Source organism: Caballeronia sp. INML2 (assembly GCF_023631365.1).
Classification (GTDB): Bacteria; Pseudomonadota; Gammaproteobacteria; order Burkholderiales; family Burkholderiaceae; genus Caballeronia; species Caballeronia turbans.
On record NZ_JALQDH010000069.1, the window covers coordinates 144165 to 169025 of the forward strand.

Here is a 24861-nt window from a genome sequence, read left to right on the forward strand (position 1 = left end):
CCGAGTTTCGTAAGCCCGCGCAGTCATCTCAAGTTGAACCGGAGCCTGGACTCGAAGTAGACGAAGAACCGCCCTCGAGGCTCATCACGAGAAAAGGCCTCGAAACTTTCGAGGCCTGCGGATTCTTCTATCTAATGAATCGCTGCGTCTTAGCGTGAAACGAACACAAACGGAGCGATGCCGCCGTATCCCGCGCCGCTGCTGAACGATTTCAGCCCGAGATCGATGCTCTTGTAGCTACCGTCGGCCTGCGGCTGCAACTGGCTGACGGACCACGTCCCGTTCCTTTCGAAGAGAATGGATTTGGTTCTGGGTTCGTATTGCAGATAACCCAACAGGTTGGACGCCGCCATCAGGCTCGTCTTGTTCCCGCTCGTCACGTCGTAGAGAATGATCGGACTCGGACCCGTGTAGTTATCGTCGCCGAAAAGGATCTGCTGGTTGCTGATCGCCGCGAGGAACTTCGGCTTCTTTTCCGGCAGATCGGCCAGCACGCGCATGTTACCGCTCGTCAGATCGAGTTCCGTCAGACTGCCGTCGCCGGTGTACGACGTGAAGCTGAGGAAGTAAGCTTTCTTCGCGTCTGGCGTAACCGCGAACTGATCCCTGATCGTGCTCGATGCAGAGCCGACCGGATAGGCACGCGCGATCGAAGCGCTGGCCGTGTCGATGCGAAGGATCTGCAGCTTCGTACCGGGCGCGTTTGTCAGTGCATAGATGCTATTGGCGTCGTCCTTGGCCGTCGCTACCTTGATCAGGCTATAGCCTTCCGGCAGCACGATGTTCTTCATCAGTTGCCCCGAGTCCGTGTCGACGACGCTGATCCTGTTCTTGTTCGACACGTAAACCTGATTGCCTTCGTAAGCGGGTTGCAGGTTATAACCGGTAAAGGTCGTCAGCAGCGGAGCGATGGGCACGACCCGAATGATCGTGTTGGTCGCGGTGTCGATGGTCGCCAGATCGATCGACGTCGAGCTTCTCTCCAGAAGCACATGCAGGCGTTTGCCATCGGCGCTCGCGAACATCTGATCGACTTGCTTGTAGTCCTCCGTCAGCGACAGGTCGATCGAGGCCTTCACTTCACGCGTTGAGAAATCGTATGCGGTCACTTGGGCGGGAGCCTGGGCGCGCGTCAACGTGTAGATGGTTTCCTTGGGTCGGGGCGGGCCATAGAATCTCTGAACCATCTCGATGTCGGTGGCGCTAAGTTTGCCGTCGCCGTTCCACTTCGGATTGCAATAGTTCATGATCGAGGCAAGATCCCATTCGCCGACCATCGTGTCGCCTTGATTGCCCTGTGCAGGCTCGATGCATGACGACGGCGTATCCAGCCGATTCTGTTCATGCGCAAAACCCAGCGCGTGACCGAATTCGTGCGCAGCGATCCGGCGAATGCAATACTCCTTGCGCCCTTGGCAACTTGGGCTCCAGTTATTGAAGGTGAAATTCAGCGCCATTCCGCCCCGGGCATTGTTCAGCCTCGCGCCCAAATTCCATGTATGCGGCGCGCTCCCGGCAATGTCCTCGACTGAAATCCGAATTCCGTAGTAATTCGGTTCGTTCGCGCACTGCTGCCAACCGCTGAATTCGACGCCGGAGTGCTGTTCCCAAGTCTCTTCGACCGCGGAACGACTCCAGTTGCGCTCCGCGGAATACCGCGCGAAATCCGCGTCGTTCAAATCCCAGCAAACACCGATGGGCACTCGATCCCAAATAACGGTCGACAAGGCATAGCCCTTTCCCGTGGCCCTATCCTGCGCCGCCGATTGTTCGACCGAAGCCCTGCCCGTTGAGCCAAGCGCGTCGTTGCCGCCGTCACTTCCGCCGCAACCACTAATCAGTATTCCTGCCAATAGAGCGAGCAGTACCCCTCGTAACCCTTTCATCTTTATTCTCCGTTATAGATACGCCATGCGTTCTCACGCACAGGTCGGAGAAGTATATTTTCATCATGTAATCAAATTGGAATGTACATTACATAATTTTTCCAAATTCTTTGGATCGTCGTGTCAATGCGAGCTTGGTCGCTTCTTCGCAATCGTTTGATAGGCGAGCGCCGCAGAAGGCAAGCCGATTGCAGATATCGCCTGACCGCGACTAGCGAAGTTAACGTTTGAACGACTCACCGCGGCCCGTAAAACATCTGCGCCATCACGATATCCGTCGTGCTTAGTTGGCCGTCGCCGTTCCAGTCCGGATTGCAGTAATTCATGATCGATGCCAGATCCCACGCGCCGATCAACGTGTCGCCATAAGTGCCTTGCGCAGGCTCCTTGCATGTCGACGGTGTATCCGGCCGGTTCTGCTCATGCGCAAAACCCATCGCGTGACCGAACTCATGCGCGGCGACATTGCGAATGCAATACTCTTCACGCCCCACGCAACTCGGGCTCCAGTTCCTGAAAGTAAAGTTGAACACCATCCCGCCTACGACATTGTTCAACTCCGTTCCGAGACCTTGCGTATGCGGACCGGTCACGGCGCTGTCCTCGACCGATATCCTTATGCCGTAGTAATTCGGATCGTTCGTGCATTGCTGCCAACCCGTGAACGTGACGCCGGAATGCGCCTCCCAGCTCGCCTCGACCGCGAGACGGCTCCAGTCGCGCTGACTGGCGTACAGCGCGAAGTCAGCGTTGCTCAAGTCCCAGCAGACGCCGATCGGCTCGTGCTTCCAGATGACGGTGGACAAGGCGTATCCCTTGGATGTGGCCTTCTCTTGCGCGCCGGATTGCCTGCCTGCGGAATTGACGCCGTCGTTGTTATCGCCTCCGCCGCATCCGCTCGCCAGCATTCCTAACAATAATGCAAATACCCACGCTCTTAACCGTTTCATTTTCTTCTCCGTGGCCGCACGGCCCGCGCGTCTTGGCGCTCGACAGGAGAAGTATATTTTCTAACGGGCGGTCAAATTCAAATGGTCATTTCATAGTATTCACGGAACTCATCGGTCTTCCGCTCTGCAGCATTCGAAATGCCGCCGTGACCATTACCCCGCGCTCCGGATGCTCACGTTGCCCGAGCCTGATGTCCCCCCGATGCGCCTGCACGATTTCCTTCGCGATCGCGAGCCCGAGCCCCGTGCCGTCCGTCTCCGCCGACGCGCGGTAAAACGGCTCGAACACGCGGCTGCGGGCTTCGGCGGGAATGCCGGGGCCGTTGTCCGTGACGGTCAGCGTCACGCGTTGCGCATCGCGCGTCACCGCGACGGTCACATGCCCGCCTGGCTGCGTATACCGAATCGCGTTTTCCACGATGTTGTAGACGAGCGCCGACAACAACCCTTCATGCCCGATCATCCACGCCGATTCAACGAGCTCCGCGCCCAGATCGATCTCGCGCTTCTGCGCGAACATCGCGAGATCCTCGATCACGTCCTGCGCGATCGCGGCGAGATCGACCTTCTGTCTGGCGAGCTGCGTGTAGTCCGCCGCTTCGGCCTGCGCGAGCAGCAAGAGCTTGTTGGTGAGTCCGACCATCGAGCGATTGCTTCGCTGCATCGCCGCGAGCGCTTCATGCAACGATGGCTCCATCCCGCGGTGCTGCCGCGCGAATTGCAATTGCGTCGCAAGCAGCGTGAGCGGCGTACGCAACTGATGCGCCGCATCCGCGATGAAGCGCCGCTGCGCCGCCACCTGAAGCCCGAGCCGCGCGATGCACTGATTGATCGCCTCGACGATCGGCCGCAACTCCGTATGCAAACGCTCGACGCGCAAGGGCTCGAGCTGCATCGGATCGCGGTCCATCACTTCTTTCTTGACCTTGAGGAGCGGCCGCAATTCGAACGTCAGGCCGATGCAGGCGAGGGCCACCGCGAGGAGCACCATCTCGATCTGCCGCAAGAGTTGCGGGCGCCAGATCTCGCGAACCATCGCGTCGCGCGACGCCTGCGTCTTGCCGACCGAGACCAGCACGCGACGGATCGCGCCGTTGTCGTACATTTGCCGCACGAAGCCGACGACGCGCAACGGCGTGCCGTGAAGGTCCGCGTCGTAATAGCGCGGCGCATCGTGCATCGCCGCCGTCGGTCCCAAAGGAAAATCAGGCAGTCCCGCGAGGAGACGGCCGTCGTCGACGCGCACGTTGTAGAAAACCTGATCGCCCTGGGGCGATGCGAACACTTCGAGCGCGGCAGGCGGAATATCGACGAGCAACCTGCCGTCCGACCACTCCACTTCGCCCGCGATCATCCGCGCCGACGCGAGCAGTGTGTTCTCCTGCACGAGATCCGCGGTGTGCAGCGCGTTGTCGTAGGCGGCCTTGCCGGTCACGAACACGTAGATCGCGAGCGGCACGAGCAGCCACCACAGAAGACGCACGCGCAGGCTATTGGTCATCGTCCTTCTTGCGCAGCAGATAGCCGAGGCCGCGCAGCGTGACGATCGCGGCCGAACTGGCGTCGAGCTTCTTGCGCAGCCGCGAGACGTAGATTTCGAGCGCGTCCTCGCTCGGGCTGTCCTCATGCGTGAAGATCGCATCGAGCAGCGACGCCTTCGACACCGTCTTGCCGAGACGCAGGATCAACGCTTCGAGGACGCTGCGCTCGCGCGGCGTCACGTTGAGCGGCGCGCCTTTGAGCGCGAACTGGCGCGTGTCGATATCGAAGACGAGATCGCCGCACGACACCTCGTTCGCCGTCGACGACGTGCGCCGCCGGATCATCACCTTCACGCGCGCGACGAGCTCGCGCACTTCGAAAGGCTTGACCAGGTAATCGTCCGCGCCCGCGCCGAGCAACTCCACTTTCTCGTCGATGGAACCGCTCGCCGTGAGGATCATCACGGGCGTCGCGTCGCCGCGCTGACGCATGCGGCGCAACACGTTCTTGCCGGACAGCCGCGGAAGGTTGAGATCGAGCAGCACGACATCGTATTGATTCGTGCGCAGCAGTTGATCGGCGGATTCACCGTCCTGCACGGCCTCCAGCACGAACGACGCCTGTTCCAGCATCTTTGCGAGCCAGAGCGAAAGCGTCGGATTGTCTTCGATCAACAGCAGTTTCATGAGCGGTTGCACGCGTGTGCGGAGCTTGGCCGCGCGATTGTAGGGGCTTCGACACGCTTTTGAAGCATCGGGTTAACACCCATGTTTTGTCATCGGCTCAGAAAGCTGGCAGAAGGTTTCGCCTTTCTATAATCGCCGCACACAACTGAAAAAGCGGGCCTTCCCTTACATCACGGCCCACACCAAGGAGACTCCTGATGCGTACTCTGCGCCAGATCGCTGCTGTATCCGGTATCGCTTTCGCACTCGCGGCCGCTTCCGTATCGGCTCATGCGGAGAAGATTTCGATCATGGTCGGCGGCGCGACCAAGATCATCTATCTGCCCGCGAAGCTGACCGAGCAGCTCGGCTACTTCAAGGACGAAGGGCTCGACGTCGAAATCCTTTCGCAGCCCGCCGGCGTCGATGCCGAAAACGAGTTGCTCGCGGGCGCGGTGCAAGGCGTCGTCGGCTTCTACGATCACACCATCGACCTGCAGAGCAAGGGCAAGGAAGTGCAGGCGCTCGTGATCTTCGGCCAGGTGCCGGGCGAAGTCGAAATGGTCTCGACCAAGGCCGCCGACAAGCTCAAGAGCATGGCCGACGTCAAAGGCAAGACGCTCGGCGTGACCGGCCTCGGGTCGTCGACGAGCTTCCTCACGCAATATCTCGCGCAGCGCGCGGGCGTCTCGTCGAAGGAATACACGCTGCTGCCGGTGGGCGCGGACGCGAGCTTCATCGCGGCGGTGAAGCAGGAGCGCATCGATGCGGGCATGACGACCGAGCCGACCGTCTCGCAACTGCTGAAGACCGGCGACGCAAAGGTGCTCGTCGACATGCGCACGATCGAAGGCACGCGCGCCGCGCTGGGCGGCACGTATCCGGCATCGAGCTTCTACGTGCAGCGCGCGTGGGCGCAATCGCACAAGGCGGATGCGGCGAAGCTCTCGCACGCGTTCGCGAAGACGCTCAACTTCATCGCGACGCATAGCGCCGAAGAAATCACCGAAAAGATGCCGAAGGACTATTACGCGAAGAACAAGGACCTGTACGTGGCCGCGCTGAAAGCCTCGCTGCCGATGTTCACGAAGGACGGCAAGATGCCCGCCGACGGCCCCGACACCGTGCTGAAGGTGCTCGCCGCGTTCAATCCTTCGGTGAAGGGCAAGCATATCGACCTGGCGCGCACGTATTCGAACGAATATTTGTCGGGCACCGCGACGGCATCCAAGTGAGACTCGACGCGATGACTTCAACCAGCAAGCAGGATACGCCCGCGATCGAGCTGCGCCACGTCTCGTGCCGCTTCATTTCGCCGGACGGCAAGGCGACGGTCGCGTTGCGCGACTTCAGCATGTCGGTGGCGAAGGGCGAGTTCGTCGCGATCGTCGGCCCGACGGGCTGCGGCAAGTCCACCACGCTCAGCATGATCACCGGCCTGCTCAAGCCGACGACCGGCGAAGTGCGCGTGATGGGCCAGCCGGTGGATGGCATCGATCCGCGCATCGGGTTCGTGTTCCAGGCCGACGCGGTCTTTCCGTGGCGCTCGGTGCTCGACAACGTCGCGGCCGGCCCGCTCTACCGCGGCCGCTCGAAGTCCGCCGCGTATGACGAAGCGCAGTCGTGGCTTCGGCGCGTCGGTCTCGACAAGTTCGGCAAGCATTATCCGCATCAGTTGTCGGGCGGCATGAGAAAGCGTGTCGCGCTCGCGCAGACGTTCATCAACAAGCCCGAAATCCTGCTGATGGACGAGCCGTTCAGCGCGCTCGACATGCAGACGCGCACGCTCATGCAGGACGAACTGCTGCAACTGTGGTCGGCGAATGCGGGCTCGGTGGTGTTCGTCACGCACGATCTGGAAGAAGCGATCGCGCTCGCGGACCGCGTGTTCGTGCTGACGGCGCGCCCCGCGACGCTCAAGAAGGTCTACGAGATCGATCTGCCGCGTCCGCGCATCACGTCCGAGATTCGCTATCACCCGCATTTCATCGAGATTTCGCGCGATATCTGGCACGACCTGCGCGAAGAAGTGCAGATCGGTTGAACCTGCCCCATAGGAACATCAATATGTCCACGCCTCAACAAACGATGCCCTCGGGCATCGATCCCGGCGCACTCGCGCAAGTCGAACGCGAGGCGCAAAAGCGCATCCGCCAGCGCAACGCGCTCGTCATCGGGCTGCGCATCGCGGTGCTCGTGTTCGTGCTCGGCGGCTGGGAACTGTCCGCGCGCCTCCACTGGATCGATCCGTTCTTTTTTTCGATGCCGTCCGCGATCTTCGATCAGATCGTCGAATGGTTCGTCGACGGCACGTCGCAAGGTCCGCTGCTCACGCAAGTGTGGGTCACGCTCGAAGAGACGGGCCTCGGGTTCATCATCGGCTCGGTGGCGGGCGTGTTCTGCGGTATCGTGCTCGGCCGCAACAAGCTGCTGTCGGACGTGTTCAGCATCTACATCAAGATCGCAAACTCGATTCCGCGCGTCGTGCTCGGCTCGGTGTTCGTGATTGCGCTGGGTCTCGGCATGGCGTCGAAGGTGGCGCTCGCGGTCGTGATGGTGTTCTTCGTCGTGTTCGCGAACGCGTTTCAGGGCGTGCGCGAAGCGGATCGCTACATGATCGCGAATGCGCAGATTCTCGGTGCGTCGCGCCGGCAGGTGACGACCTCCGTCGTGATTCCGTCCGCGCTTTCGTGGATTCTCGCGAGCCTGCATGTCAGCTTCGGCTTCGCGCTGGTCGGCGCGGTCGTCGGCGAGTTCCTCGGCTCGAAGCAGGGCATCGGCTTGCTGATCTCGACGGCGCAAGGCGCGTTCAACGCGAGCGGCGTGTTCGCGGCGATGATCGTGCTCGCAGTCGTGGCGCTCGCGGCGGATTATCTGCTGACCGCGCTCGAGCAGCGTCTGCTGAAGTGGCGGCCCACGGCAAATTGACGCGCCCGACAGGAAAAAACCCCACGCGTGGGGTTTTTTCATTCCTGGGGTTCAGCGAAGGCCGACTTGCTTGGCGCGCTGCACGTTGCACGCCGCGTGTTCCGTGAATACGACGCGGTTCTGATTGTTGTAATAGACCGACCACCGGTCGGTGCCATGCTTCTGGAAGGCATATTCGGTGCACGGCGAATACCAAGGCCCCCAGTTTCCGTCGGGCGGCCCGAGACTGTCTTCGACGTCCGCGCGCGTCATGCCGATTTTCACGCGGCTCATGTATTGCTGCGGATCGGGATCCTTGCTGAGGACGGAACATCCGTTCAGGCCGACCACGATCAGGACCAGCCCCACTGCGCCACACGCCTTCGATTTGAGCATCGCTTCAGTCCTCGCAAAAGGTCTGAAGCTACCGACATCGCTCTGGCGGAACAATCGACTTAATCTGAAAGTGCGGGCGAGCGTCGCCGCGCCAGTTCCGCCACGCCGATGCACGCCGCCAGCCACGCGCCGCCCGACGCGAAACCGCCGATCACATCGCCGGGAAAGTGCACGCCGATCACGACGCGGCTCGTGCCGATCGCGAGCACGATGAAGCACGCCAGCGCGACGATGAGCGGATCGCGGCGCGTGGGCGCAAGGCGTAGCAGCACGTACGCGCACATGCCGTAGCAGACGATCGATCCGAACGTGTGGCCGCTCGGGAACGCGAAGCTTTCGGGCAGCGGCACCGTGGAGCCGGTGGGGCGGCCGCGGCGCATCATCGCCTTGAGCGCATGGTTGAGCAGGCCGCCCGCGCTCGTAACCGCGGCGAAATACACGGCGAGACCGAAGCGGCGAGTGAAAATCAGCGCCACGCACATGAGCGCGCACAGCAGCGTGAGAAACCAGGGATCGCCGAGATGCGTGAGACTGGCGAACCATCGCGCGGCGAGTGCGGGCGTGCCGTCGCGCACGGCGTCGAGCACACGCTGATCCGCCGATGAAAACGCCGTGCCGTGCGCAATGCGCATTGCAATGGCGACGAACACCGCCGCGCCCAGTGCGGCCGTCACGGACGCCGCGACCGCGACGGTGGTGCCCGACGCCCGCCTGTCCCGCGCGGCATAGGCCGAGGCGCAGGCCGCGATGGAAGGAACGACGAAGAGCACGATCGCGATGATCGCGACCGCATGGCGTTGCGCGAGCGCCGTGTAATCCATGATGTCCTGTTTCTCCCGAATTGCCCGGCGCTCGTGCGGATTCAGGACGCGGCTGCGCTCCCCTCCGCCTCGAACGGCCTTTCCCACCCGAACGCCTGCACACGCGCGACGGGTTGGTCGACGACAAGCACGCCGCAAATTCCGCCGGGCATCGGCAGCGTGAGGCCGCGCCAGTCGGGCGGCGAGGCGTCGTCGTGCATTGTGCCGTGTGCCGCGCGCAGTCTGCCGATCCGCGCCGCTTCGCCCCACATGAGCTGTCTGGCGTCCGTGTCGTGGGCGCCGGTCGTCTCGACGGTCAGGCCGAGCCCTATTCTCGTCGATGCCACCGCGATCACGATCCAGATGCCCGAGTACGCGACATCGACATGAATCGTGCCCTCGACGAGCGGGTGCGTGACGACGATGCGTTCGCCGGGTTCGTCCTCCACGCCCACCTGGTCGGGCTCGCAGTGCAGCATGTGCGAGAGGACGAGACGCAGCGTCGCGCGCGCGACGCCGAAGCGCCGCCCGAGCGCCGAGTTCGGATGCAGGCGCGCGCGTTTGCGCTCGGCCGGACTGAGCCAGTTCCCAATATTCGACGCCGACGCAAAGCGGAATTCGCTCGGCACCAGCCATAGACAGACCTCGCCGGGCGCCGGCGGTTCGTGGGCCTGCACGCGCGACTTGGCGAGATCGTAATAGCGCCACGGAACTTCCGCGGCGTGAAGCTGGGAGATTCGGTCGGTGGAGGGCATGCGCGCCAGCGGAGACCGCGGCGCGCAAAACGCGCCGGAACGCTCCGCATTCAGGAACGAAACTTACATTTTCGGCGCCTGAAGCTTATGGGACGCTTAGGTGACGGATATCACCGCGGCTGGGGTGCACGCGGAATATTGTCAGACGCAGGCTCCGAATGGTAAGGAGCGTCGCACGAAACGCCTATCCGCCGTGAGGATGAAGCGACGATGTGCCGCTAGTCGAAACGGCCTAGCTCGAGCGTGCGCCGCCGCGGAGCGCGCATGACTGCCCGCTACGCATCCGGCGTCGTGTGCGAATCAGGCTTCGGCTTGCGCTTGAACCACTTCACGAGACCGCCGCCCAGTGCGACGACCGCCAGCGCGATGACCTTGAAGAACTTCGCGGCGAACGCAGCGATCAGCGCGAAGAGGCCCAATTTCTTCATCGCAACACCGCCTATCAGCGCCGCGAGGCCGTATTCCGCCAGCTTGTCGGTCTTCGCGTCGAAGTCGGCATAACGCTTGCCGCTGTTGAAATCGAGGCCCGCGAGCAATGCCTGCACGGCGCGCTTGTCCTTGTCGATCGTGGTCTTGTCGGTGATCAGATCCAGACTTATGTAACCTTCGCGCCCGAGCGCGTACGTGTTGTAGTTGATCGTCTGCGGCGCGCCGGCGGGCTCGTCTTTCGAGCGCGACGCCATCGACCAGATCAGGTGGCGCTTCGCGGCGTCATAATGCGGGCGTTCCACCCATCCGATGATTTCGACCGGAGCAATACCTCGCTCCTCACGGTCCGCATTCGCCGCCTCGGTGCCTTTCTTCAGGGACTTGTAGAGATCGTCGACGTTCCAGTCCCTAGCCTCGTCGTCCCTGATATAGCCCGAGGCGATGTAATCGACATCGACGATCCATTCGTCATCGTTGGTCGGCACGACCAGACCAATGCGATCCGGGTCCTCGCTGTTGCCGTTCGCTTTCATCAGCCGGTCGGCCTGGGCCTTGGGGATGAACACCTCGCCGTTCCCGATCTTGAGTTTGGCCTGGTCTCTCAGAGGAATGTCGGCAGGTCCTACGATTGCCGCAGCCTGCGCCGCCTTCCACGCCATTTCCAGTTCGCGTTTATTGCTGGCCGAACTATCCGCGTGCGCGGATGCGACCGTCCACTGCAATGCGATTCCAAGGAGCATGCTTGCTCCGAACGACTTCATGCGTTGAATTTTTGCGTCCATATATTTATAACGATTGCAGTCCTCAATCTTTCTCGTGTGCAACGGCGCTGCGCGGATCTTTCGGCATGGACGCGCGTACACGGCGGGGCGTTCGCCACGCCATGTGGGTACGCATGGCAGTCGTTCGCAGATAGCGGGAGGCGTTCCCTCTTGAGGTAGCTTCGCTGGCGCAGGCATTCTGATGCCGGGCTCAGGCAATAAAAATCAGCACATTCCGAGTCGAAGGCTTGGAGGACCTGACTCGGATACCGCTCGCGTCGCGGTGCGGCTTGCGAGCCGAGCGCGCGCCCGCACGCACGAAGAGAATTGGCTTGCCGCATAAGCGTCGGCATGGCGTATTGCGGCGGGTCGCCGCGCGCTCCCACGCCACGCTTTATGACACCCGCGACCTCATCCGTTCGTTGTAGACTCCCCTACCCTCTTCCGGACACACCGGCAAGGCCCCATCCTGCGCGACACCCTGTCGCATCGGTTTGATCTGAAACAATTTTCCAAACATTCGCGCCATCGCGAAAAATCGCGCGTGGCATGATCTTGACGCGGCGCAAAGCCGTGCAGTGGCGTTCTTCCCGGGACGCTTCGATCATAGAAACCAGCGAATGCAATGAATGAAAATACCCAACGTTTAGCAGTGCCATTGTTATCGGGGTTGATAGCCAGTCTCTGTCTTTCGGGATGCAAGCTGGAGGTGTTGGACTCGAAAGGCGTGATTGGCGCAGCGGAATCTTCGCTGATCGCCACCGCGACTTACGCCATGCTTCTGGTCGTCGTCCCGGTGATTCTGCTCACCCTGTTCGTCGCATGGCGCTATCGGGCGTCCAACAAGAACGCCACCTACGCGCCGAAGTGGGCGCACTCCACGGCCATCGAAGTCGTCGTCTGGATCATCCCCGCGATCATCATCCTGTATCTCGGCATCCTGACGTGGAAGACCTCGCACGAGCTGGATCCTTATAAGCCGCTCGAATCGAACGTCAAGCCGATCAACGTCGAAGTCGTGGCGCTGGACTGGAAGTGGCTGTTCATCTATCCGGATCTGGGCGTCGCGTCGGTGAACCAGCTCGCGTTTCCGGTGGGCACGCCGGTGAACTTCCGCATCACGTCGGATTCGGTGATGAACTCGTTCTTCATCCCGCAACTCGGCAGCCAGATCTACGCCATGGCGGGCATGCAGACGCGTCTGCATCTGCTGGCCGATCACGCGGGCGACTATGCGGGGATCTCGGCGAACTACAGCGGCAAGGGCTTCTCCGACATGAAGTTCCGCGCGCTGGCGATGTCCAACGCCGACTTCGACGCGTGGCTCAAGCAAGTCAAGAGCGCGCCCGAGGCGTTGAGCATGGACGTCTACGCCGGCGTCGCACGCCCGAGCGAGAAGGTTGCGGTACGCTACTTCTCGACCGTTGATCCGAAGCTTTTCAAAAGCATCGTCGCCAAATACAACAATGGCCGCTTCGATGTGAATGGCGAAAATTGTGTAACAAAGGGGTAAGCCATGTTCGGCAAATTAACGCTTGAGGCGATCCCGTACCACGAGCCCATCATCATGGGGGCGACCGTCTTCATGGCGATCCTCGCACTCGGTACCGTCGCCCTTATCACCAAACTCGGAAAGTGGAGCTGGCTCTGGCGCGAGTATCTGACTTCGGTCGATCACAAGCGCATCGGCGTCATGTATCTGATCGTCGCCGGGCTGATGCTCGTACGCGGTTTCGCCGACGCCGTCATGATGCGCATTCAGCAGGCCATTGCGCTCGATGCACCGGGCTATCTGCCGCCGCATCACTACGACCAGATCTTCTCGGCGCACGGCACCATCATGATCTTCTTCATGGCCATGGCGCTGCTGGTCGCGTTCTTCAACCTCGTCGTGCCCCTGCAGATCGGCGCGCGCGACGTGGCCTTCCCGTTCATCAACTCGCTCTCGTTCTGGATGACGGCCGTGGCCGCCATCCTGATCAACCTGTCGCTTTTCATCGGTGAGTTCTCGTCGACGGGCTGGCTCGCGTATCCGCCGCTTTCCGAGACGCAGTTCAGTCCGGGCGTCGGGGTCGACTACTACATCTGGGCGTTGCAGTTGTCCGGCGTCGGCACGCTGCTGACCGGAGTGAACTTCTTCGTCACGATCGTGAAGATGCGCGCGCCCGGCATGACGTGGATGAAGCTGCCCGTCTTCACCTGGACGGCCTTCTGCTCCAACGTGCTGATCATGGCGACGTTCCCGATCCTGACCGTGGCGCTCGCGCTGCTGGCGCTGGACCGCTACATGGGCATGCACTTCTTCTCGAACGACGGCGGCGGCAATCCGATGGTCTACCTGAACCTGATCTGGGCCTGGGGTCACCCTGAGGTCTACATCCTGGTTCTGCCCGCTTTCGGCATCTACTCCGAAGTGGTCGCCACTTTCTCGAAGAAGCCGCTCTTCGGCTACAAGACGATGGTCTGGGCGACGTGCTGCATCATGGTGCTGTCGTTCCTCGTGTGGCTGCACCACTTCTTCACGATGGGCTCGGGCGCGAACGTCAATGCCTTCTTCGGCATCATGACGATGATCATCTCCATCCCGACCGGCGTGAAGATTTTCAACTGGCTCTTCACGATGTACCGCGGCCGCGTGCAGTTCACCACGCCGGTGCTGTGGACCATCGGCTTCGTCATCACCTTCACGCTCGGCGGCATGACCGGCGTGATGCTGGCCATTCCCGGCGCGGACTTCGTGCTGCACAACTCGCTGTTCCTGATCGCGCACTTCCATAACGCGATCATCGGCGGCGTGGTGTTCGGTTACTTCGCAGGCGTGCAGTACTGGTGGCCGAAGGTGTTCGGCTTCAAGCTCGACGAAAAGCTCGGCCGCAACGCGTTCATCTGCTGGTTCGTGGGCTTCTTCGTCGCGTTCGTGCCGATCTACATCCTCGGCTTCATGGGCGCGACGCGCCGCCTGAATCACTACGACAACCCGGCATGGCAGCCGTTCTTCATCGTCGCCGCTATCGGTGTCGGGATCATCGCGCTGGGCGTCGTGTTCCAGGTCTTGCAGATCGTGGTGAGCATCATCCGCCGCAATCAGCCTGCCTATCGCGACATCACCGGCGATCCGTGGAACGGCCGCACGCTCGAGTGGACGATCAGCTCGCCGCCGCCCGTCTACAACTTCGCCAATATCCCGGCTGTGCGCGCACTCGACGATTTCGCCGATGCCAAGGAACATGGCCGCGTCGACACGCGTCCGTACCGCGACATCCACATGCCGTCGAACACGAGCGCGGGTCTCGCAATCGGTCTCTTCGCCCTCGCATTCGGCTTTGCCGCGATCTGGCACATCTGGTGGCTGGCGGTCGTGGGTCTCGTTGGCGTCGTCGCGACGGCGATCGGCTATAGCTTCCGTGAGAACGCGGGCTTCATCATCCCGGCTGCGACCGTGAAGTCGACCGAAGAGCGCAATCGCCCGCCGAAGTCGCCTGTGAAGGCCGGCGCGGAGCGCGAACTCGAACTGGAGGCAATGTAATGTCGCAATCGACACTTTCCGCGCAGCACGCGCACGGCCATGAGCACGAGCACCAGTCGCATTCGGTGTTCGGCTTCTGGGCCTACCTGATGACCGACTGCGTGCTGTTCGCGTCACTCTTCGCGGCCTTCGCAATGTTCGCGATGCAGACAGCAGGCGGCCCGACGGGCAAGGATCTTTTCAACCTCACGGACGTCGCGTACGAAACGGCGCTGCTTCTCACGAGCAGCCTGACCTTCGGTCTCGCGATGATCTCGGCGACTCGCAGAAAGTCGGGCGCAGCGCTCGCGTGGCTCTTCGTCACGTTCGTGCTGGGCGCGGGCTTCCTGTGGCTGGAAGTGCACGAGTTCGCGCATCTGATCGCTGAAGGCGCGGGTCCGCAACGCAGCGCGTTCTGGTCGTCGTTCTTCACGCTGGTCGGCACGCACGGCTTGCACGTCACCATCGGCCTGATCTGGCTGGTCGTGCTGGCGGTGCAGATCGCGAGCAATCCGGAGATGAACGAGCGCGAGTTGCGTCGTCTCGCCTGCCTGAGCCTCTTCTGGCACTTCCTCGACATCGTCTGGATTTGCGTGTTTTCCTTCGTCTATCTCGGGAGCGTCGTCTGATGGCACATGCTCATACCAACTCGAGCGATGTCCCGCACGTCACCGTGCGCGGGTATCTCATCGGCTTCGTGCTGGCCGTGGTGCTGACCGTGGCGTCGTTCTGGGCCGCAACGTCGGGCGCATTCAAGGGCGAGAGCGGCATCGTCGCGCTCGCGGTGCTGGCCGCGGTGCAGGTCATCGTGCATGTGGTGTTCTTCCTGCACGTGAACGCGTCGAAGGGACAGCGCTGGCATGCGATGTCGTTTGCTTACACCATTCTCATGTCGTTCATCCTGATCGTCGGCACTGTCTGGGTGATGCATAACGTGCATATGTTGATGATGGCGCGATAAGCCTCTCGGACTCACCGAGCGAATCGAAAGGCGGGCCCGCTTGCGGGTCCGCTTTTTTTTCGTTTGCGATCCGGCCGTCATCCTGCACGAATTCAGCATCCGGTGAAGAATCTTGACAATCTTCCCGACGAGGCCGATTATTTGTCCATAATTTGAATCTATGATCCACATTATGGACAAGGAGACGCGATGACCGCGCCAAAACCCACGGCGGACGCCATGACGCCGTATCAACTGCCCTTCCCGAAAGAAGCTCAAAAGGAAATCGTCGTCCCCTGCGCGATTCCCGCCGACGAGCGCGAATGGGTCCCGCAAGCGGAAAACGTCTGGTTCCGTCCGCTGTGCCTGAACGTATCGACCGGCTACTGGATGAACCTCCTGCGCGTGCGCAAATCCGGCGTGCTGTCGCGCCACCGTCACCCGCAAGCCGTTCACGGCATGGTGCTGAAAGGCCGCTGGCGCTATCTCGAGCATGACTGGGAAGCGACCGAAGGCAGCTACGTCTTCGAGCCGCCCGGCGAAACGCACACGCTCTACGTGCCGGAAGACGTGGAAGAGATGATCACCTACTTCCAGGTGAACGGCGTGATGTTCTATTGCGACCCGTACGGCAACTACACCGGTTACGAAGACGTGTTCACCAAAGTCGACATGTGCCGCAAGCACTATGAGTCGGTTGGTCTCGGCGCGGATTTCGTCGACCAGTTCATTCGCTAATTTCCCGAACCACCTCTCGCAGACTCAAAAGAGCATCCGGAGGAGACAACAATGCTGGAAAAATCACCGCGCCTGAAGCGCATTCAGGTCGTCGCGATCGCCTTTCTGATGCTCGCGGGCATCGTGAATTATCTCGATCGCAGCACGCTTTCGATTGCCAATCACTCGGTTACGCAGGAGCTCGGCCTCTCTGCCTCGCAGATGGGCTTGCTGCTCTCCGCGTTCTCGTTCGCCTATGCATTCTCGCAGTTGCCCATCGGCGTGATGCTCGACCGCTTCGGCGCGCGCATCATGCTCGGCCTCGGCATGTTCGTGTGGTCGGTCGCGCAGTTGTTCGGCGGCCTCGTGACGAACCTGCATCAATTCCTCGCGGCGCGCATTGCGCTCGGTATCGGCGAGGCGCCGCAGTTTCCGGCGGGCGCTAAGGTGGTGTCGGAATGGTTTGCGCAACGCGAACGCGGCAAACCGACGGGGATCTTCGTCACGTCATCGACGATCGGCCCCGCGCTCGCGCCGCCGATCCTTACCGTGCTGCTGCTGTCGTTCGGCTGGCGCAACATGTTCGTCATCATGGGCGCGCTCGGCATCGCGGTGTCTATCGGCTGGTACATCGTCTATCGCAATCGCCGCGACGTGAAGCTCGACTCGGACGAACTCGCGCATCTGACCGAAGGCGAGCCGACGCAGCGCAAGGAACGCAACATGACGTTCGCGGAATGGCGCGGCCTCTTCGGAAAGGCGACCACGTGGGGCATGATTTTCGGCTTCATGGGCGTGATCTACATGGTGTGGCTCTATCTGACGTGGCTGCCCGCATACCTCGAACATGAGCGTCATCTGACGATCGCGAAGACGGGCTGGATCGTGACGATTCCGTATCTCGCGGGCACGCTCGGCATGCTGTCGTCGGGCTTCATCGCCGATGGACTGATGGCGCGCGGCGTCGCCCCGATCCGCAGCCGCAAGTGGCCGATCTGCTCGGGTCTCATCGGCGGTGCGCTCTTCACAGTGCCGGCCGCGTTCACGCCGAACCTCACGCTCGCGATCGTCTATCTCTCGGCTGCGATGTTCTTCGTCAACATGGCGAGCGGCGCGGCCTGGGCGCTCGTTTCCGTCGCGGCGCCGCGCCACATGGTCGCGTCGCTCGGCAGCATCCAGAACTTCGGCGGCTATTTCGGCGGCTCGTTCGCGCCGTTCATCACCGGTCTCGTGGTCGACAAGACGCACTCGTTCGTGAACGCGTTCCTGATCAGCGCGGGCGTCGCGTTCGCCGCCGCGCTCGTCTACATGTTCGTCGTGCGTTCGCCGATCGAAGATACCGAGCAGCAGGCCGAACCCATTCCCGCCGTCTGACCTTCACGATATGACTTTTCAATCTGATCTCTTCAAGGGCAAGACCGTCGTCGTGACCGGCGGCACCCAGGGCATCGGCGCGGGCATCGCGCAACAGTTCGCGGCGCTCGGCGCGCGCGTGGTTGCAGCCGGTCTCGCGCCGACCGATGCCCAGCGCGACGCGTTGGGCAACGGCATCGAAGTGGCCGCGCTCGATGTCGCCGATGCCGCCAGCACCGCCGCGCTCTTCGCCACGCTCGACACGCTCGACGTGCTCGTCAATTGCGCCGGCATGATCCGTCGCGGCGACGAGCACGATATCGAAACGTTCGAGCGCGTGATCGCCGTGAACCTCAACGGCACGATGCGCATGTGCTCGGCCGCGCGCCCGCTGCTCGCGAAGACCCGTGGCGCTATCGTCAACACGGCGTCGATGCTGACGTTCTTCGGCGGCGGCCTCGTGCCCGCGTACAGCGCGAGCAAGGGCGGCGTCGCGCAACTGACGAAGTCGCTCGCGATCGCCTACGCCGCCGACGGCATCCGCGTGAACGCGGTCGCGCCCGGCTGGATCGCGACACCGCTCACCCAGGCGCTCCAGGACGACGACGGCCGCGCGCAAGCGATCCTCGAACGCACGCCGATGAAGCGCTGGGGCTTGCCCGAAGACGTCGCGCGGGTGACGGCGTTTCTCGCGTCGCCGGGGGCGTCGTTCATGACGGGCGCGGTCGTTCCCGTCGACGGCGGCTATCTCGTGGCATGATTCGCGGATCATGCCATCAGACACCACTTCCCTCGACGCCGCCAGGGCAACCGGCACCGCCGCCTTTTCGAAGTTCATGGCGGTGCTGCAACTCATCGCCGATGCCGACGAGCCGCCGACCATCGCGCGTCTGACGGCCGCGAGCGGCTATCCCCGCCCGACGGTGTATCGCATCGTCGGCGCGTTGCTTGCCGAAGGGCTGGTCGTCGAGAACGCGCGCGCCGGATGCTACGCGCTCGGCCCGCGTCTGATGTCGCTCGCAAGCCGAAGCTGGGAGCGCTCGGATCTGCGCATCGCCGCCGCCGACGCATTGCAGACCCTGCGCGACGCGACGCAGGAAACCGTGCATCTGGCGGTGCGCAGCGGCTCGGAGATGGTGTACGTCGAGAAGCTCGAAAGCCCGCACGCGGTGCGCATGGCTTCGCGCATCGGCACGCGCGTGACGCTTTATTCGAGTTCCGTCGGCAAGGCGTATCTGTCGACACAATCGCCCGCTGAACGTGACGCGCTCCTGCAAGGCATCGCGTTCGCGCGCTTCACCCCGAACACGATCGTCGAGCGCCAGGCACTCGACGCCGAACTCGACGCGACCCGAATGCGCGGCTACGCCGAAGACCGCGAAGAAAACGAAGCGCAGATTTTCTGCTACGGCAGTGCGATCGTCGGTGCGAACGGCGCGACGCTCGGCTGCGTGAGCGTCAGCATTCCGCTGTTCAGAAAGAGCGCGACCCCGCTCGAAACCTACATCGCGCCGCTGAAAGAAGCATGCCGCGCGATCGCGGAGCGCATGAGCCCCGGCACGCGCTAACGAGACGTCGTGCCGCGCGTGCGTTGCGCGGCCGCCGCGCGATTCGCGATGAGCGACGGCAGACGCGGCAGCGTATGCGGCCAGTGCGTCGCTTCATGCGCGAGGCGCGCCGCCAGACTTCTGAAGCTCAACTGATCGGCGGCAAGCCGCACGATGACCTTGCGCGCGATCTTCCACACATCGACATTCGGCGCGACGTCCTGCGCGACGCGCTCGATCCTTTCCGCCGCTCTCGAGAGCAACACCGCCCGCGATGCAATGCGCCCGTGCGCCGCGCTGAACATGTGCTCGGCAGGCGCCTGGCCGACCGCGGCAAACAGATGCGCGACGCCGGCGCTGCGCCTTGCATGCGGCGAGGCGAAACGCTCCGCCTCACGCCGATACGTCGCCTCGACGCGCACTTCGTGAGTCGTCGCGTTCGCCTCGGGCCGGCCGTGCTCGAGATGGGCGCGGGCGGCCGCCTTGTGATCGCCTGCCATGAGCGCATGCGACACGCCGACGAGAAAATCGCGTTCGTGGGCGGCGAAGATCGTCATCGGGTTATCGGCTTCGAGAACGATCTGGCCGCGCGTGTCGGGCTCGACGCTCACGCGCGCGCCCACCGCATCCAGCCCCGCGTGATACAGCCCGACGCCTAACGCCATGTCGAAGAAGGCTTCGATGAGCGTCGCGAGGGCATCGGCCTGATCGAGCCCACATGATGCGAGCGCATCCGCATCCGACAGCGCCGCCGTTTCGATCGCGCGCGTGGTCAGCACCACATCGTTGCAATAGTCCCAGAGCACTTCGGGCACGGCGAGGCGATTGTCGTCGCGCAGGCGGAAGCGCAAGTAGCTCTGATCGGCCGCGCGCTGACGCAGGTCGATCATGGCATCGACGCTCTCTCGCGCGCGGCTCACCCACTCCACCGGACGCAGGTCGCGCGCCTTCGCCGAGCGCCGCTGCGCGAAACGCGCCGCCGCGAGCGCCAAATCCAGATCGTCTTCGAGTTCGCCATAAGCGTCCGCGCGCAATAGCGTGACGCGCACGGGCAACGCGCCGATGCGCGCGACGTGCGTCTGCTCCGCGACACCCGAGCGCAAAGGCATGTCGCAGAGCGCCGTGAGTTCGAAAGCGAGCGTGGCGGGAAACGCCGCTTTGCAAGCCGCGCGAAAGCGGGCTGCATCGTAGGGCGTGAACAGTCCATCGAGCTCGGAAAGCGCGACGCGCACCGCCGTTTCAGCGAGCGCGGGATGACGCGCGAGCGCGCCCGATGCGTTTTCCAGCACGCGCGAAAGCTGCGAGAGCGCGGGCACACCGGCGCCGAGCGGCGCGGCGCGCGCGCCATGCGACGCGAAGAAGCGCGCGACGCGCGTCATTGCGGCGCCGTCATCGGTCAGATGCGTCTGCTGGCTTTCGTGGACGAACGCCCGGCCAAGGCGCCAGAGCGTCGCGAGTCGTCGGACGAACAAATTGAGGGCTCGCTGAAAGTGAGTTGAAACCGCTGGAAGAGGGCAATACCGTCGTGCCTGGCATCCGGATTGCTCAATGTGTAACACGATTCGTTTGCACCTGCACGACGATCGGTATTTGATTCGACATCCTTTTTATTCTTTTGGCTCATGAACGTTGCTAACGATTCATTGCAACGCGCGCTGAGTGCGCAAAGCGGCGTGCGCAGCTTCGTCGTCGCGCACGATGATCGCATCGTGTTCGAGCATTATCGGCGGGACGTTGCGCCCGAATGTCTGCAAGACATCAATTCCGTCACGAAGACTGTCGTGGGACTCGCGGTCGGCGCGGCGCTGCATGAAGGCGTGTTGCCGCCGCTCGACACGCCCGTCTGCCGCATTTTGCCGTCGATGCGCGAGCCTGCCTTCGATCCCCTTGTCCAGCGCGTCACGTTGCGGCATCTGCTGACGATGACATCGGGCTTCGAGTGCGACCCGAGCGTCATCGACGATTGCGTGCTCGGTCCCTGCGACCGGTTTCGCCCCGGCGACAGTCGTCTGCGCTTCATTCTGTCGCGGCCGATCGCCCGGCCCGGCGCGCGCTTCGCCTATGACTCGCATGCGGTCCAGTTGCTATCGCTCGTGATCGAATCGGTGACAGGGCGCACGCTCGCACGCTATGCGCGCGATACGCTGTTCGCGCCGCTCGGCATCGCGGCGAGCGAATGGATCAGCGACGAGGAAGGCCACACGTTCGGCGGCCGCGGGCTCATGCTGCGCACGTCGGACATGATCAGGCTCGGCCTCCTGATGATGCATCGCGGCGCATGGCGCGGCACGCGGCTCGTCGACGAGACGTTCATCGACGAAGCCATGTCCGTGCAAAGCGACGGCGGCCCGCCGATGAACGACGCGCAATATGGCTACCTCTGCTGGATCGCTCCGCGTTACGTCTTCGCGGCTGGACACGGCGACCAGTTCATATTCGTCGCGCCCCGCGAGCGGATCGTCGCGGCCACGACCTGCGATAGTCACGACGCGCCAACGGGCGTGCGCGACCTGTTCGTCCGTCATGTGCTGGACGCGGCCCGATGACCGAAGCGGCCGGCGTTTCGATTTCCGCGCCAATCCGTTTCGGGCGCAAATGCCGCAGTTGAGCATTATCGGCTCAAGGACGTGCCGGTAAGCATCGAAGAGCCGCAACATCCGGATTTGACGCGGCACTAAACTAAGCCCGGACGCGCCGACAAATAGAACGCCCCTGCATGCCACACAGGGGCGTTTTGCTTTTTCGAGCGCGATAACAGTCGGCGCCAGTGTATCTTTTTGTTGATACACAATTCAGATCAATCTGATTACGGTATCTTATTAATAGGCATAGCCAGACGTATCCATTCAACACCAAGGCAACGTCGAGTGCCCGTCAAGAAAACTCATAACGATCAACCGAGAGGCGTCATGCAACACCCTTCCGAGCCGCCGATGGCGAAAGCGATGTTCATCCTTGGACAGATCGGCGCGATCATCTGCCATGAACGCGGGCCGTGCCCGCAAACAGCCGTGCTGACGAAGATGGCCTCGCGTCCCGCTGAGGGCTTTTCGATCGCCGTCGCGAGAATGAACGAAATGTGCCTCCCGCGACGGGGACATCGCCGCGCGCTGCTGCAATGGAAGCACAAGGAGATCCGCCGTCTGGGCAAGATGCTGCCCGATCCGCTGCCGACTGCCGCATCCGCGCATACGCAGATGCCGTTCTGGGCCGGTTATTGCCAGTACTGGGAAGACATGCTGAAAGATCACATCCAGGGGGATATGGACGAGCTCCCGCCGAAGCGCGTCGACATTCAGCGCACGCGCACCGATGCGTGATCGCCTTCGCCTTCCCGCATCGAGAAATAGTCGCGCAGCACCGCAATCATGCCGTCGAGCTCCGTCGGCTTGACGAAGTAGCCGTTGAAGCCGGTTTGCTGCGCGCGCGTCAGATCCTCCATATCCGTTCGGCTCGTATGCGCGATCAGCAGCATCGAGAGATCGATCGCGCGGATCGCCTCGGCCGCTTCCCAGCCATCGCCGAGCGGCATCATCAGATCGAGCAGCACGACGCCCGGCCGCCATTTGCGCGCGAGCGACACCGCGTCGAGGCCCGTGTGCACCGCGCGTACCGTGAAATCGGCGTCTTCGAGGGCAAGACAGATCGCGCGCGTCGCCTCCAGATCGTCATCGGCAATGAGCACGCGCGGCTCGTCGTGGTGCGTCGCGCGAGGCGGGATGCGCCACAGCGCTCGCGAAGGAACACGGTCTTGTCGTTGCATGTTTGGGCCTCGGAATAAACGAGGATGACAGCAACGATCGTTCCCTCGCAGCTTTCCTGAAGTCATCGTCAGGCGGCGTGCGGCTCGCCAACGTTACACTTCGGGAATTCCCGGTGGCTGTCGCGGCGCGCCGATGCACGGGCGCCGTGCAGGATCTTCATCGCCGTGCATGAGTGTCGACGATGGTGCACATCCCCAAACGAGAGGCTAAACGATGTTCGTCGTGTATTGGCTCGGCGGCAACCCTGATACCGAAGGTGCGGCATGCTTCAAAAGGTTCGATGCAAACGCGCTCGCCGACGCGCTGCGCTACGCGGAAGCCCTGCGCAAGCGCCAGGCCGATGGCGAAGACATCAGCTTCGTCACGTTATGCAGTGAAAACCCGCATGCGGTCGGCAAGCCGGGCGTCGCCGATCCGCCCGCCGACTACGACTGGAAAAAACGCCGCCGTTAATTTTGGGCGGTGGCCGCTGAGATCGCCTTCCCGGGCGAAAAGGAGAACGTCAGCGGAATGAACAGGAACGCGAAGATCGCGCACGGGGCGAAAACGTCGAGATACGCGAGGATCGTCGCCTGCGTGCGCTCGCGGATCATCGCGGTGGCGAGCGACATGCAGCGACGACTCGCGCTCATTCGCAGCTAACTTTGCGCGCCGATCATCCGGTCTGAGCGATACACACCGGAGAGTCATCATGTACAAGCACATTCTCGTCGCGGTCGGCACGAGCCTCAGCGAAAGCGCCCTCACCACCGCCATCACGCGCGCCCGCGACTGCAATGCGCGGCTCACGGCACTGCATATCGTAGATCAGATGCCGTGGTGGGCGATCGTCACCGCCGACAGCAATCCCGGCGACACGCTCCACGTGATCGACGACCACGCGCGGGCCGTGACACGCTATGCGGCGCGACTGATCGACAGCGCGGGCATCGACGGCATCGCGCGCAGCGTCACGCAGCCGCTCGACGGCACGAGTGTTGGCGAGCTGATCGCGAACGAGGCCAAAGCGGCGGGCGCGGACCTCATCGTGCTCGGCGGCGAAGCGGACACCGGCTGGCGCCACGGCGAAGCACGTCTGCGCGACGTGGTCTGCTCACACGCACGCTGCGACGTGCTGATCGCGGCGCACGCGCCGGCGCCGGTGCGCGCGGAGCAGGAAGCGGAATCGATCGGCACGCGCCTCACCGCTTCGACGGGCCGCATGGACGCGCGCGCGTCGCATCGTCAGAGCGCGCCGCGCAAATGAGCCGCGAGTTGCACGATGCCGATCGAGATCTGCTTTTCACGTTTCGCATCGAGCCGGCCGAGCGGCACGCTCGTCGATACCGCGACGCGTTTGCCCGCCGGCGTCGTCCCGACGTAAGCCGCGAAGCACGCAAGTCCTTCAGCGACTTCCTCGCGCTCGACAGCGAGCCCGCTCTTGCGGATCGACGCGAGTTCGCGCAACAGCGCCGCGCGCCGCGTGATGGTGCGCGGCGTCACCGCTTCAAGACGCTCGGGAAGGCGCCCGATCACGGCTTCATCGGCCATTCCCGCCAGCAGCGCCTTGCCGAGCGCGCAACAGTGCGCGGGCAGGCGCGAGCCGAGATCGGACACGAGCCGCACCGGACGATGCGCATCCTCCCGCGCGATGTAGACCACCTCCACGCCGTCGAGCACCGCGAGCTGCACGACCTCGTTGTGCTTGTTGATGAACGCACCCGCGCCTTCGCGAAAGGCGGCCTGCAGCTTGTCGTGACGCACATACGCGTTGCCGAGTTCGAACAGACGCACGCCGATCATGTAGCCGTCGTCATGTTTTTCGATCCATTGCATGCGCGCGAGCGTTTCGAGCATCAGATAGAGCGTGCTGCGCGAGAGGCCTGTCTGTTCGGCAAGCGACGCGGCGCGCACCGGTTTCGCGGCGGCGGCGAGGGCATCCAGAATGTCGCTCGCGCGGCGCAGCGCGGGGACGTCGTAGGCTCTTTCCATGTGCGGGCTCGGACATTGCGTCCGGCCATATTC

Annotated in this window: 27 protein-coding genes; 15 read left to right on the forward strand and 12 right to left on the reverse strand. The window is 62.8% G+C overall.

The window, feature by feature from the left end; translation table 11 throughout:
- Positions 1-149 precede the first annotated feature (149 nt).
- The 4 genes from NCT32_RS24165 to NCT32_RS24180 all read right to left on the reverse strand — a co-directional run bounded on the left by NCT32_RS24165 (position 150) and on the right by NCT32_RS24180 (position 5004).
- A complete protein-coding gene (locus NCT32_RS24165) occupies positions 150-1886 on the reverse strand; it encodes an ATPase (protein ID WP_250477742.1) in 1737 nt (578 codons plus the stop codon).
- A gap of 236 nt (positions 1887-2122) precedes the next feature.
- Positions 2123-2692, reverse strand: a complete 570-nt coding sequence (locus NCT32_RS24170; RefSeq protein WP_250477743.1) for a M12 family metallopeptidase — start codon at positions 2690-2692, stop codon at positions 2123-2125.
- 229 nt (positions 2693-2921) lie between these two features.
- Positions 2922-4337, reverse strand: a complete 1416-nt coding sequence (locus tag NCT32_RS24175; protein WP_061119218.1) for a sensor histidine kinase — start codon at positions 4335-4337, stop codon at positions 2922-2924.
- Complete coding sequence (locus tag NCT32_RS24180; protein ID WP_061119219.1) at positions 4327-5004, reverse strand: response regulator transcription factor; 678 nt, start codon at positions 5002-5004, stop codon at positions 4327-4329. Before NCT32_RS24180 ends, NCT32_RS24175 begins: the two co-directional genes overlap by 11 nt.
- Positions 5005-5201: 197 nt before the next feature.
- On the opposite strand from NCT32_RS24180, the gene NCT32_RS24185 reads away from it, so the two are divergent.
- Genes NCT32_RS24185 through NCT32_RS24195 form a run of 3 tightly spaced genes read left to right on the forward strand, consistent with a single transcriptional unit; the run spans position 5202 to position 7911 of the window.
- Positions 5202-6218, forward strand: coding sequence for an ABC transporter substrate-binding protein (locus NCT32_RS24185; protein WP_250477745.1), 1017 nt, complete (start codon positions 5202-5204; stop codon positions 6216-6218).
- 11 nt (positions 6219-6229) lie between these two features.
- The gene (locus NCT32_RS24190; RefSeq protein ID WP_061119273.1) at positions 6230-7027 is read left to right on the forward strand and encodes an ABC transporter ATP-binding protein; all 798 of its coding nucleotides are present in this window, start codon (positions 6230-6232) and stop codon (positions 7025-7027) included.
- 23 nt (positions 7028-7050) lie between these two features.
- The gene (locus NCT32_RS24195; protein ID WP_061119221.1) at positions 7051-7911 is read left to right on the forward strand and encodes an ABC transporter permease; all 861 of its coding nucleotides are present in this window, start codon (positions 7051-7053) and stop codon (positions 7909-7911) included.
- 51 nt (positions 7912-7962) lie between these two features.
- Here NCT32_RS24195 and NCT32_RS24200 read toward each other — a convergent pair whose 3' ends face one another.
- The 4 genes from NCT32_RS24200 to NCT32_RS24215 all read right to left on the reverse strand — a co-directional run bounded on the left by NCT32_RS24200 (position 7963) and on the right by NCT32_RS24215 (position 11010).
- The gene (locus NCT32_RS24200) at positions 7963-8286 is read right to left on the reverse strand and encodes an outer membrane protein assembly factor BamE (protein ID WP_250477749.1); all 324 of its coding nucleotides are present in this window, start codon (positions 8284-8286) and stop codon (positions 7963-7965) included.
- Positions 8287-8345: 59 nt separating this feature from the next.
- Complete coding sequence (locus NCT32_RS24205) at positions 8346-9107, reverse strand: phosphatase PAP2 family protein (protein ID WP_061119223.1); 762 nt, start codon at positions 9105-9107, stop codon at positions 8346-8348.
- Positions 9108-9148: 41 nt separating this feature from the next.
- A complete protein-coding gene (locus NCT32_RS24210; protein ID WP_061119224.1) occupies positions 9149-9841 on the reverse strand; it encodes a hypothetical protein in 693 nt (230 codons plus the stop codon).
- A gap of 275 nt (positions 9842-10116) precedes the next feature.
- The gene (locus NCT32_RS24215) at positions 10117-11010 is read right to left on the reverse strand and encodes a DUF2167 domain-containing protein (RefSeq protein WP_250490597.1); all 894 of its coding nucleotides are present in this window, start codon (positions 11008-11010) and stop codon (positions 10117-10119) included.
- A 646-nt stretch (positions 11011-11656) separates the two neighbouring features.
- On the opposite strand from NCT32_RS24215, the gene cyoA reads away from it, so the two are divergent.
- From cyoA to NCT32_RS24255, 8 genes are all read left to right on the forward strand, one after another.
- On the forward strand, positions 11657-12544 hold the full coding sequence (gene cyoA / locus NCT32_RS24220) for a ubiquinol oxidase subunit II (RefSeq protein ID WP_250490598.1): 888 nt from the start codon (positions 11657-11659) through the stop codon (positions 12542-12544).
- Positions 12545-12547: 3 nt separating this feature from the next.
- Entirely contained in the window at positions 12548-14557 is a 2010-nt protein-coding gene (cyoB, locus tag NCT32_RS24225) for a cytochrome o ubiquinol oxidase subunit I (RefSeq protein ID WP_061119227.1), read from the forward strand.
- A complete protein-coding gene (gene cyoC, locus NCT32_RS24230; protein WP_061119228.1) occupies positions 14557-15165 on the forward strand; it encodes a cytochrome o ubiquinol oxidase subunit III in 609 nt (202 codons plus the stop codon). The genes cyoB and cyoC overlap by 1 nt, the downstream gene beginning before the upstream one ends.
- A complete protein-coding gene (cyoD, locus tag NCT32_RS24235; RefSeq protein ID WP_061119229.1) occupies positions 15165-15497 on the forward strand; it encodes a cytochrome o ubiquinol oxidase subunit IV in 333 nt (110 codons plus the stop codon). Before cyoC ends, cyoD begins: the two co-directional genes overlap by 1 nt.
- A gap of 189 nt (positions 15498-15686) precedes the next feature.
- Entirely contained in the window at positions 15687-16214 is a 528-nt protein-coding gene (locus tag NCT32_RS24240; RefSeq protein WP_061119230.1) for a 2,4'-dihydroxyacetophenone dioxygenase family protein, read from the forward strand.
- A gap of 51 nt (positions 16215-16265) precedes the next feature.
- Positions 16266-17567: an MFS transporter gene (locus NCT32_RS24245; RefSeq protein ID WP_061119231.1), complete on the forward strand. Its 1302-nt coding sequence runs from the start codon at positions 16266-16268 to the stop codon at positions 17565-17567.
- Between the two features lie 10 nt (positions 17568-17577).
- Positions 17578-18306 carry an SDR family NAD(P)-dependent oxidoreductase gene (locus tag NCT32_RS24250; protein WP_061119232.1) on the forward strand — a complete coding sequence of 243 codons (729 nt, stop codon included), beginning with the start codon at positions 17578-17580 and terminating at the stop codon, positions 18304-18306.
- A 10-nt stretch (positions 18307-18316) separates the two neighbouring features.
- A complete protein-coding gene (locus NCT32_RS24255; protein ID WP_061119233.1) occupies positions 18317-19114 on the forward strand; it encodes an IclR family transcriptional regulator in 798 nt (265 codons plus the stop codon).
- Here NCT32_RS24255 and NCT32_RS24260 read toward each other — a convergent pair.
- The gene (locus NCT32_RS24260) at positions 19111-20565 is read right to left on the reverse strand and encodes an AarF/UbiB family protein (protein WP_061119234.1); all 1455 of its coding nucleotides are present in this window, start codon (positions 20563-20565) and stop codon (positions 19111-19113) included. The genes NCT32_RS24255 and NCT32_RS24260 overlap by 4 nt on opposite strands.
- A 150-nt stretch (positions 20566-20715) precedes the next feature.
- On the opposite strand from NCT32_RS24260, the gene NCT32_RS24265 reads away from it, so the two are divergent.
- Together NCT32_RS24265 and NCT32_RS24270 are read left to right on the forward strand one after the other, a co-directional pair.
- The gene (locus NCT32_RS24265; protein WP_061119235.1) at positions 20716-21639 is read left to right on the forward strand and encodes a serine hydrolase; all 924 of its coding nucleotides are present in this window, start codon (positions 20716-20718) and stop codon (positions 21637-21639) included.
- Between the two features lie 363 nt (positions 21640-22002).
- The gene (locus NCT32_RS24270) at positions 22003-22413 is read left to right on the forward strand and encodes a hypothetical protein (RefSeq protein WP_061119236.1); all 411 of its coding nucleotides are present in this window, start codon (positions 22003-22005) and stop codon (positions 22411-22413) included.
- Here the strand turns inward: NCT32_RS24270 and NCT32_RS24275 are convergent.
- On the reverse strand, positions 22389-22856 hold the full coding sequence (locus tag NCT32_RS24275) for a response regulator (protein ID WP_061119237.1): 468 nt from the start codon (positions 22854-22856) through the stop codon (positions 22389-22391). The genes NCT32_RS24270 and NCT32_RS24275 overlap by 25 nt on opposite strands.
- A 214-nt stretch (positions 22857-23070) precedes the next feature.
- On the opposite strand from NCT32_RS24275, the gene NCT32_RS24280 reads away from it, so the two are divergent.
- Positions 23071-23310 carry a hypothetical protein gene (locus NCT32_RS24280; RefSeq protein ID WP_061119238.1) on the forward strand — a complete coding sequence of 80 codons (240 nt, stop codon included), beginning with the start codon at positions 23071-23073 and terminating at the stop codon, positions 23308-23310.
- On the opposite strand, the gene NCT32_RS24285 is transcribed toward NCT32_RS24280, so the two are convergent.
- Positions 23307-23468, reverse strand: a complete 162-nt coding sequence (locus NCT32_RS24285; RefSeq protein ID WP_250477757.1) for a hypothetical protein — start codon at positions 23466-23468, stop codon at positions 23307-23309. The two genes, NCT32_RS24280 and NCT32_RS24285, sit on opposite strands and share 4 nt — an antisense overlap.
- An 80-nt stretch (positions 23469-23548) precedes the next feature.
- Here NCT32_RS24285 and NCT32_RS24290 point away from each other — a divergent pair, with 80 nt between their 5' ends.
- The gene (locus tag NCT32_RS24290; RefSeq protein ID WP_061119240.1) at positions 23549-24103 is read left to right on the forward strand and encodes a universal stress protein; all 555 of its coding nucleotides are present in this window, start codon (positions 23549-23551) and stop codon (positions 24101-24103) included.
- Here the strand turns inward: NCT32_RS24290 and NCT32_RS24295 are convergent.
- Positions 24082-24828 (reverse strand): IclR family transcriptional regulator, encoded by a 747-nt coding sequence (locus tag NCT32_RS24295; protein ID WP_061119241.1) that lies wholly within the window; start codon positions 24826-24828, stop codon positions 24082-24084. The two genes, NCT32_RS24290 and NCT32_RS24295, sit on opposite strands and share 22 nt — an antisense overlap.
- Positions 24829-24861: the final 33 nt, after the last annotated feature.